At 43.1% G+C, this 9261-nt stretch carries 9 protein-coding genes and 2 pseudogenes; 9 read left to right on the forward strand and 2 right to left on the reverse strand.

Annotated elements, in window-relative coordinates:
- The 3 genes and pseudogenes from engA to ACEYV4_RS08010 form a co-directional block, all read left to right on the forward strand.
- Nucleotides 1-531, forward strand: a pseudogene (engA, locus tag ACEYV4_RS08000) (ribosome-associated GTPase EngA); the annotation flags it as partial.
- Between the two features lie 188 nt (nt 532-719).
- Nucleotides 720-995: an HU family DNA-binding protein gene (locus tag ACEYV4_RS08005; RefSeq protein WP_373842803.1), complete on the forward strand. Its 276-nt coding sequence runs from the start codon at nt 720-722 to the stop codon at nt 993-995.
- A gap of 101 nt (nt 996-1096) precedes the next feature.
- The gene (locus ACEYV4_RS08010) at nt 1097-2359 is read left to right on the forward strand and encodes a tetratricopeptide repeat protein (protein ID WP_373842804.1); all 1263 of its coding nucleotides are present in this window, start codon (nt 1097-1099) and stop codon (nt 2357-2359) included.
- 44 nt (nt 2360-2403) lie between these two features.
- On the opposite strand, the gene ACEYV4_RS08015 is transcribed toward ACEYV4_RS08010, so the two are convergent.
- Entirely contained in the window at nt 2404-3231 is an 828-nt protein-coding gene (locus ACEYV4_RS08015; protein ID WP_373842805.1) for a phage integrase N-terminal SAM-like domain-containing protein, read from the reverse strand.
- A 121-nt stretch (nt 3232-3352) separates the two neighbouring features.
- On the opposite strand from ACEYV4_RS08015, the gene ACEYV4_RS08020 reads away from it, so the two are divergent.
- The 4 genes from ACEYV4_RS08020 to ACEYV4_RS08035 all read left to right on the forward strand — a co-directional run bounded on the left by ACEYV4_RS08020 (nt 3353) and on the right by ACEYV4_RS08035 (nt 8131).
- Nucleotides 3353-4561 (forward strand): CCA tRNA nucleotidyltransferase, encoded by a 1209-nt coding sequence (locus tag ACEYV4_RS08020; RefSeq protein ID WP_373842806.1) that lies wholly within the window; start codon nt 3353-3355, stop codon nt 4559-4561.
- A 5-nt stretch (nt 4562-4566) separates the two neighbouring features.
- Nucleotides 4567-6459, forward strand: coding sequence for an ABC-F family ATP-binding cassette domain-containing protein (locus ACEYV4_RS08025; RefSeq protein WP_373842807.1), 1893 nt, complete (start codon nt 4567-4569; stop codon nt 6457-6459).
- Between the two features lie 197 nt (nt 6460-6656).
- Nucleotides 6657-7619, forward strand: coding sequence for a thymidylate synthase (locus ACEYV4_RS08030; protein ID WP_373842808.1), 963 nt, complete (start codon nt 6657-6659; stop codon nt 7617-7619).
- An 11-nt stretch (nt 7620-7630) separates the two neighbouring features.
- A complete protein-coding gene (locus ACEYV4_RS08035) occupies nt 7631-8131 on the forward strand; it encodes a dihydrofolate reductase (RefSeq protein WP_373842809.1) in 501 nt (166 codons plus the stop codon).
- On the opposite strand, the gene ACEYV4_RS08040 is transcribed toward ACEYV4_RS08035, so the two are convergent.
- Nucleotides 8111-8761, reverse strand: coding sequence for a hemolysin III family protein (locus ACEYV4_RS08040; RefSeq protein ID WP_373842810.1), 651 nt, complete (start codon nt 8759-8761; stop codon nt 8111-8113). The two genes, ACEYV4_RS08035 and ACEYV4_RS08040, sit on opposite strands and share 21 nt — an antisense overlap.
- Nucleotides 8762-8950: 189 nt before the next feature.
- On the opposite strand from ACEYV4_RS08040, the pseudogene ACEYV4_RS08045 reads away from it, so the two are divergent.
- Together ACEYV4_RS08045 and ACEYV4_RS08050 are read left to right on the forward strand one after the other, a co-directional pair.
- Nucleotides 8951-9145, forward strand: a pseudogene (locus ACEYV4_RS08045) (DegV family protein); the annotation flags it as partial.
- A 38-nt stretch (nt 9146-9183) separates the two neighbouring features.
- Nucleotides 9184-9261 (forward strand): sporulation transcriptional regulator SpoIIID (locus ACEYV4_RS08050; RefSeq protein WP_373842811.1); only part of this gene is annotated, 78 nt, incomplete at its 3' end.

A 9261-nucleotide genomic window follows, 5' to 3' on the forward strand; every position in this document is an offset into this window, starting at 1 on the left:
TGTGTTGTTTTGAATGCTGAAGAGGGTATCCGAGAACTTGATAAGCATATTGCCGGTTATGCTCATGAGGCTGGCTGTGGGGTAATTATTGTCGTCAATAAGTGGGATACGCTGAAGAAGCGTGATCACCGGACAATGACCGACTTTACCAACTTGATTCGTGCCGAATTTCAGTACCTGGCCTATGCACCGATTATTTTTGTTTCTGCTAAAACCAAACAACGCCTTGACAGGTTACCGGGCCTGGTCAAAGCGGTCGATGCTCACCACAAGCGACGGATTCAATCTTCAGTTTTAAACAATGTTTTAATGGATGCGGTGGCAGCTAACCCAACTCCAACGCAAAACGGGAAACGATTGCGAATTTATTATGGAACTCAGGTAGCTACTGAACCACCAACCTTCGTGATTTTTGTTAATGATCCGGACCTGATGCATTTTTCCTACCAACGTTACTTAGAAAACCAGATTCGGCAGGCCTTTGACTTTTCTGGGACCCCGATTCACCTGATTAAACGACAACGTCAGTAGTCAGATTAAGAAATCATGAAAATGGTGTAAAAGTTATGAAAAGCGCTTGTCAGTAAGGTTTCACTATGCTAATCTTAACAATGAAATGATACGAACTCCTCGTAATTATTTCGTTAATTTTGGACCACTCAAAATTAACATTTAGTAGTACCGGACAACCGGTGCTTATCTGTAGGAGGTGAAATTAAATGGCAAATAAAGCTGAATTAGTAAGCAACGTTGCTGCAGCTACTGGTCTGACCAAGAAGGACGCAACGGCTGCTGTTGATGCTGTTTTTAGTTCCATCCAGGCCTCTTTAGCCAAGGGTGAAAAAGTTCAACTGATCGGTTTTGGTAACTTCGAAGTACGGCAACGTGCCGCACGGAAGGGTCGTAACCCACAAACTGGAGAAGAAATCCAAATCCCTGCAAGCAAGGTACCAGCATTCAAGCCTGGTAAAGCTTTGAAGGAGGCTGTTAAGTAATAGCTTAACGGTTTTAACTAAAAAAACGAGCGGACCATTTGATCCGTTCGTTTTCTTTTTGTTATTCTATTACCAGAGATTGAACGGACAGGAGGATAAAATTGACCTATTCAGAAAAAATGCTTGATCAATTGCAGAAGGGTGACCTGGCGACGGCAAAGCGGACCTTTCGTCAGGCACTTGCTAATGATAGTGATGATATGCTGTTTAACTTGGGTGAGGAACTTTACGGGTTAGGCTTTTTACGTCAGGCTCGTCGCATTTACCTGAAGTTGCTGCAACGTTACCCAGATGAGGATGAATTACGGACTAACCTGGCAACAATTGCAATTGACGAAGGCCATAATGATGAGGCACTTTCTTACTTAGCGCAGGTCCAACCACAGTCACCGGCTTACTTAGAATCCCTGTTAGTTGCAGCTGACCTCTATCAAACCGAAGGCGAACTTGAAGTGACCGAGACTAAACTCAAAGAGGCTGAACAGTTAGCACCGGATGAGCCCGCTGTTCAGTTTGCCCTAGCCGAATACTACTTCTTAGTTGAACGCTTTGCGGAGGCTATTGACTACTATTTTAAATTGATTAGGAGCGGATATACTAATTTCGCTAAGGTTGACATTGCTGGCCGACTAGGAATGTGCTATGCCCAGAGTGGACAGTTTAAGCAGGCCCTTGGTTACCTCAAACAGGTTAAGCCCCAATATCAAACCAGCGATATTCGTTTTCAAACTGGCCTAACGCAACTTCACCTTGGTCAAGTTGATGCGGCTATTAAAACCCTCCAAGGCTTGATCAAGGCGGATGACCAATACTCCTCAGCTTACCCGGCGTTGGCAACGGCTTATTCCCAACAGCGGAACTATCCCCAAGCTTTGCGGGCAATCCAAGAAGGGTTGGCCGTGGACCAGTATAATGAGCAATTTTATTCACAAGCCGCTGAGATCGTTAGCCACCTTGGTGACCAGCATTTGATGGCAAAATATTTAAAACGGGCGCACCATCTTGCTCCGGATAATTTAACGATCATTTTGCAATACAGTAACTTCCTTCTTCATCAGCACAACGATACGGCTAATATTAAGCTATTAGCACCGCTGATTAAGGAAGATGAAGTTGATCCCCAGGTTTACTGGAACCTTGCCCGTTCTTACCAACGAACCGAACAGTTAAAGCTGGCTGATAAATATTACCATGCGGCCGCAATAAACTACCAAGACAACCCAACTTTCTTAAGGGAACTAATTAATTTTGACCGAGAAATGGGTAAAACAACGGAATTGGTGTCTGAATTACGTCGTTACCTGAAATTAGTTCCGACAGATACGGCGATGCAAGAGCTCTTAGATGAATATGAGGAATATTAAAGAAGGCGTGACTAGTAAGAATTATTTCCCCTAGTCACGTCTTTTTAGTGGAGGCGTAGAAGCAAACGCTGATAATACAGAAGTGAAGCTGGATCAAGCTTAAGGTAGCTCATCAAGTGTTGGTCACTCCAATCGCGATGGGCAGCTAGCTGGGTTAGGATGTAGCTCTGGTGAAGATACTTGGGTGCCAGGTGAAAGCCAAGATAGGATTCGTCACGCTTGAGGTACTTATGGAGGCCGGCATTAGTCAAACGGGGGGCTTCAGGTTGGTAACGCTGTTTTAGAAAGAGGTCGGTCGAATTTTGACGTGCTTGTAATGGACGGATGAAGGCTTGGTAACGTTGGTAGAATTGCTTTTCACTTGGGCTCGTCAATTTAGTGTTAGCCAGGACCCGATAAAAGCCTGGCCGAAGAAATTCACCAACGGTAAAACCATGTTTGGTCAAAAGAAGGACCATTCGGGTATAGTAATGCAGGTGGTCATCAGCAAGAATGGTATCAAGCTTGGCAAGCCACTTGGTGTTAACCCGTTGATTAGGGTCAACCGCCTGACCATGAAGAGTAAGAGTCGGGTAGGATTTGATCAGCCGGTGGGTAAAAAGATAACGAAAGTAACGGTTGAGCTGGGAAAGGATTTTATTATAGGTGCTCAATGTAATTTTTTCATTGGTTTGTAGCATATTAAAGTAAGCGCGAACGTCGCTTTCGGTCAAGTTTGCCAAGCGTGGATCAGCTGCGAAGGCGGCACGGTTTGCTCGGAGATAAGTAAAGAATTTAGTCAGACTGGTGTCGTAAGTGGTGATTGTTAACGGGGCTAGGTGTTGAGAATTATGAAGGAATTGGCGAAAACGTTTTTGATAAGGATAATTCAAAAGGCACAGCCTCCTTTTAAGTTCTTATTTACTTTAACTATACCATAAAACCAAACTCGCCGTTCAAAAGACGATTTGTTATAATCAATTATTAGTAGATAAGAAAAAAGGACCTGATTAGATGATATTAAAACAACTACCTGCTATTTTTAAACCGGCCCGGCCAGTGCTACAACGAATCGAGGCAGCTGGCTTTGAAGCATATTTTGTAGGGGGCTGTGTACGGGATACGATTCTGGGTGATCATATCCACGATATTGATATTGCTACCAGTGCCTATCCAAGCGAAATTAAGGCTATTTTTAAGCGAACGGTTGATACCGGAATTGAACATGGTACAGTCATGATTCTTGACCATGGAACCGGTTATGAAACAACGACTTTCCGAACCGAATCCGGTTATCAGGATTATCGGCGTCCTGATTCAGTAACCTTTGTGCGTTCCTTAGCTGAAGACCTTAAGCGGCGTGACTTTACGATCAATGCGTTAGCTCTTCGTGAAAATGGGGAGGTAGTGGACCTCTTTCACGGTTTAGATGATCTCAAGCGCCACCTAATTCGGGCGGTCGGTGACCCGAACGAACGCTTTCATGAGGATGCTTTGCGGATGATGCGGGCGGTGCGTTTTGCCGCTAAGTTGGATTTTGTAATTGACCAGCCAACCCTTAACGGAATTCGTCAGAATGCACCTTTACTTAGTAAAATTGCCGTGGAACGGATTCGGGTAGAGTTTGAAAAACTTTTATTGGGGAAGAATCCAGTTGCTGGCCTAAAAGATTTTGTGGCCACGGGCCTCTATCGGTATTGCCCAGGCTTACAAGGGGCTCACGACGTGTTAAGCAAACTTTTAGTATTGAACCAGTGGGCCTTAGAAAATCCGGTCCAAGTTTGGACGATGCTTTGTGTCCAACTTAATTTAAGTGGCCAAGCGGTTACCCGTTTTCTTAAGCAATGGAAAAATTCGAATAATTTAATTCGCCAGGTTAAGCAGACTTTACCGGTAGTTGCTGCATTGCGTGCCCATCATTTAACGGCGCTTGATCTTTATCGAGCTGGTTGGGAGCGGACCGTTGATGCTAACCAGGTAGCAAAACTCTATGGTTGGAATGTGGCAGTAAGTAAATTACGAACGGCTTATAAAAAACTACCAATTAAGAGTCATCAAGAGTTAGCCGTTGATGGCCGAACTTTAATTAAGGCTGGTATCAAACCCGGTCCGCAGTTAGGAACAATTTTGCGTTGGTTAACGCAGGCGGTGGTCGCCGGCCAGTTAGTAAATACCCGATTAGCTTTATTGACGGCAGCAAAGGAATATAAGAAAGAGGAATAAATAATATGCAAACGATGCGTGCGGAGGGTCTCACCAGTACTTATGGAGAGAAAACCCTCTTTGATCAAATTAATTTTATTATTAATGAAAACGACCGGATTGGCTTAATTGGCGTTAACGGTAGTGGGAAAACCAGTCTATTAAACGTTATCAGTAACGAAACCCATCCAGAAGCTGGTACCATTACTAAACCCAATGACTACACGATTGGTTATCTTAAGCAGCAACCAGTGCTTGATCAGAATAAGACGATTATGGCAGCTATTTTTGAAGGGCAGCAACCGGTCTTTAAAACTATTCGAGCTTATGAGGATGCTTTACAGAAATTTAGTGCTCATCCAGATGATCCACAAGTGGTAGACCGTTATACCAAAATGCAAGCAAAGATGGACCAAGAAGACGCGTGGGAAGCTGACAGTCAAGTTAAGACGATTTTAACCCAGTTAAAAATTAATGATACTAGCCAACAAATTGCTAATTTATCTGGTGGTCAACAGAAGCGGGTGGCCCTGGCTCAAGTCTTGATCGAGCAACCGGACCTTTTGCTTTTAGACGAACCGACAAACCATCTTGATATTGATTCGGTGATTTGGTTGCAAGACTTTTTAAAATCCTATCAGGGTGCTGTCCTAGTTGTTACCCATGATCGTTACTTCTTGGATCAAGTTGCCAATCATATTTGGGAGCTTTCTTTTGGCCATCTTTATCACTATGAAGGTAATTATCAAGATTTTGTCGCGAAAAAAGCGGCTCGGGTAGAATTGGCTCAGGAGACGGAACGCAAGAACCAACAGCTTTATAAGAAAGAATTGGCGTGGATGCGAACGGGTGCCAAAGCCCGAAGCACTAAGCAGAAAGGTCGGATTAACCGGTTTCATAAGTTAGCAGGTGAGGTTGGTAACCTGAAGACCGATGAAAATGTATCAATCAACTTAGGCTCTCAACGTTTAGGTAAAGATGTCATTGAGCTTAAACATGCCAATTTAAAACTTGGTAATCATCAAATTTTACAGGACTTTAATTGGCTGGTGAATGCTGGTGACCGGATTGGTATTACCGGGAAAAATGGCGCTGGTAAGACCAGCCTGTTAAACGTAATTGCCCAACGAGTACCGTTGGATAGCGGAACCCTAAAAATTGGTGAAACCGTTAAAATTGGTTACTATACTCAGCAAACCGAAGGAGTCGACGACAATAAACGAATGGTTGAATTCCTGACCGAGATTGCCGACAGTGTTACCGATAAGGACGGAAATAAGATCAGTGTTACTCAATTGTTGGAACGTTTCCTTTTTCCACGCTTCATGCATGGTACATTGATTCGTAAACTCTCTGGGGGCGAAAAACGGCGCCTTTACTTATTGAAGATCCTAATGCAGCAGCCAAATGTTTTGCTTTTAGACGAACCTACTAACGATTTGGATATTGGAACGTTAACCGTCTTAGAAGATTATTTAGATCATTTTGCTGGAACGGTAATCACCGTTTCCCACGACCGTTACTTTCTTGACAAAGTTGCGGATGATCTGTTAATTTTTCATGGCAATGGGAAAATTCAGCGTTATACAGGACTTTTCACTGATTACCTAGATGAAGAGGCTCAAGCTAAGAAAGCTAACCAAACGATACTTAAAAAGTCAGCACCGGCAAAGCCCCAGTCATCAACTCCTAAAAAGAAAACCAAGCTAACTTACGCAGAAAAGCTAGAATGGGATCATATTAATGACGATCTGGATAAGCTTGATGCTCAGCAAAAGGACTTGGAGCAACAGATGGCGGCCGCAGCCAGCAATTATCCTAAATTAGCCGAACTCCAAAAACAATTGACGGCTGTAAAGAAGCAGATTGATGATAAAACGGCGCGTTGGGAATATTTGAGTAATTTTGTTGATGAATAGTTTAATGGTGCTTATGAACGCTATAATATCAATATTAGCAAGTATTTAGGAAATCCTTAACCTGTTCTTTGGCATATTTTTTATAAAGGATTGAATTGAAATGTCTCATAATTGTTAGACAAAGTTCTAATGATCGTGAGGCATTTCATCGTTATCGTGTTAATATTATTTTGATACAAATAAAAGGAGCGATTTGCATGGCAGAAAATGTAAATGAGGAGCAGTACCTAAACCTAGCTCGCTATGTTTTGGAACACGGTCACAAGAAGAGCGATCGGACGGGAACAGGGACGCGCTCTGTCTTTGGTTATCAGATGCGGTTTGATCTTAATCAGGGTTTCCCAATCTTGACCACTAAGAAAGTGCCTTTTGGCCTGATTAAGAGTGAATTGCTGTGGTTCTTGCGTGGTGATACTAATATTCGCTTTTTATTGCAGCACCATAACCATATTTGGGATGAATGGGCCTTTAAGAAGTGGGTGGAGAGCCCCGAGTATCATGGCCCAGATATGACCGATTTTGGTCACCGCTGGCTTAAAGATCCAGTCTTTAAGAAACAATACTTAGCCGAAAAGAGGGCCTTTTGTCAACGGGTCCTCAATGATGATGATTTTGCAAAGAAGTACGGTGACCTGGGTCTGGTTTATGGTAGTCAATGGCGGCATTGGAAGACCAGTAAGGGTGGCACGATTGACCAGATTGCTAACGTTATTCACCAAATTAAGACAACCCCGAATTCTCGTCGGATGATTGTATCGGCTTGGAATCCTGAGGATGTGCCATCAATGGCTCTGCCACCGTGTCATACCCTATTTCAATTCTACGTTAATGAGGGACGGCTTAGTTGTCAGCTTTATCAACGGAGCGCCGATATTTTCCTTGGGGTGCCGTTTAATATTGCCAGTTATGCTCTTCTGACACACATGATTGCTCACCAATGTGGTTTGCAGGTGGGTGACTTTGTTCATACCTTAGGGGATGCACATATCTACCTTAATCACCTTGACCAGGTTCGTGAGCAGCTTTCACGAACGCCCCATCCGGCACCTAAGTTGGTTTTGCCCGCTGAGCCAAAGCCGATTGACCAGTATCAAATGGATGATATTAAGTTGGTGGGCTATACTCACGAACCAGCAATTAAGGCTCCGGTAGCGGTTTAAGGTTGACGACTATGATGAAGACTAGCTTCGTGTGGGCCGAGGATTTAGATGGATGGATCGGTAAGAATAACGCCTTGCCCTGGCATGTTCCTGCTGATATGCACCACTTTGTTAAAATAACGACCGGTCATCCGGTGGTAATGGGAAGGCGGACCTTTGAATCGATTGGTCGGCCTCTTCCTCACCGTCAAAATATTGTTTTTACTCACCAAGTTCTTATGCAGCCGGGAATTACGGTAGTACATGATTTATCACAGCTACGTTCCTGGTTGGAACATTATCAATCTGCTAGTGAGGTTTGTATTATCGGTGGGGCAAAAACCTTTGCGCTGACTCAGCCGTTAGTTAACTGTCTCCACCGGACTGTCATCAACGGTCATTATCATGGTGACATAAAAATGCCACCGATTGATTACAACCGGTGGCAGTTGGTTAACCGGCAACCCATAATTGAAAGAGGACAACCAGTTTGTTGGTTTGAGGATTGGCAATTAAACGTAAAAAAGAATTGAGAAATACATAAAGGCGGTTCCCACAAGTACAAAGACATGCCAAATAAGGTGAGTATAACGGCTAGGCCGGCTATAGAGCAAGGTACCAAGAGTAAAGGTTATTCCACCAGCTAATAAAAGACCAAAGCCTACTGGTCCTAAAGCTTCCCAGAGGGGAACAAAGGCGAAAATACACAACCAGCCCATCAAAACGTAGATAAGGGTTGAGTACTTGCTCTTGTGTTGGAGCCAAATGCTTTTGTAGACGACGCCTAGGACTGCTAGTGCCCAGATAATTCCGAAGAGGGTCCAGCCTGCCCAACTACGGATGCTGACCAAACAATAGGGCGTGTAGGTGCCAGCAATCAAAACGTAAATCATTGAATGATCGAAGACCCGAAAAAGATGCCGAGCCCGGGTGAAATAAAGAGAATGGAAAAGTGTTGAAGAAAGGTAGAAAAGGATAAGAATGCTGCCGTAGATTGTGAAGGTAACGATTCGCATGGGGCTACCGGTGTGTGCGGCCCGAATGATTAGAAAGACTAAGCCTGCAATGGCTAGGCCAAAGCCAATACCGTGTGTGATAGCGTTACCGATTTCAATCAGGACTTCTTGCCAATTTTGTGGATGGTATGAAGTATGTGCTGTCAATTTAACTGCTCCTTTCTGAATGATCAGCAATGAATTTTATGATGTTTTTTGCTATACTTATGAATGATTAATATTAAATTTAACCACCATTTAAAAAATGTGTATAATGGTTTTTGAAAGCATTATACCTAGTTTTAATAACTAGATAGATTATAACATAAATACACATGCAGGGAGAGTGGATTTTCCATGGCAAAAGTAAAAATAGTTTGTGATTCTTCTGCTGGCTTAACCGAGGAAGAGATCAAAAAATATAATATTACAATTATCCCGTTAACTGTGATGATTGATGGTACGGTTTATACCGAGCGAGAGACAATCACTAATGCCCAGTTTCCAGAGATGATGAAGAAAGCTAAAAGTCTGCCAAAGACCTCGCAACCACAAAAATAAATCCACAAGTAGCCAAAGAGGCTAAGGATGTGTTAGATTTAAATAAATCAGAGAGACATATAAGAGGTGGAAAAGCCACTAGAATGAAATATAAAACATTAGAAGGT

The sequence above is a fragment of the Limosilactobacillus sp. genome (assembly GCF_041859915.1).
Taxonomy (GTDB): domain Bacteria; phylum Bacillota; class Bacilli; order Lactobacillales; family Lactobacillaceae; genus Limosilactobacillus.

Coding starts and splice junctions, on each gene's coding strand:
- ACEYV4_RS08005 (WP_373842803.1), top strand. CDS start 720: ATGGCAAATAAAGCTGAATTAGTAAGCAACGTTGCTGCAGCTACTGGT.
- ACEYV4_RS08020 (WP_373842806.1), top strand. CDS start 3,353: ATGATATTAAAACAACTACCTGCTATTTTTAAACCGGCCCGGCCAGTG.
- ACEYV4_RS08025 (WP_373842807.1), top strand. CDS start 4,567: ATGCAAACGATGCGTGCGGAGGGTCTCACCAGTACTTATGGAGAGAAA.
- ACEYV4_RS08030 (WP_373842808.1), top strand. CDS start 6,657: ATGGCAGAAAATGTAAATGAGGAGCAGTACCTAAACCTAGCTCGCTAT.
- ACEYV4_RS08035 (WP_373842809.1), top strand. CDS start 7,631: ATGATGAAGACTAGCTTCGTGTGGGCCGAGGATTTAGATGGATGGATC.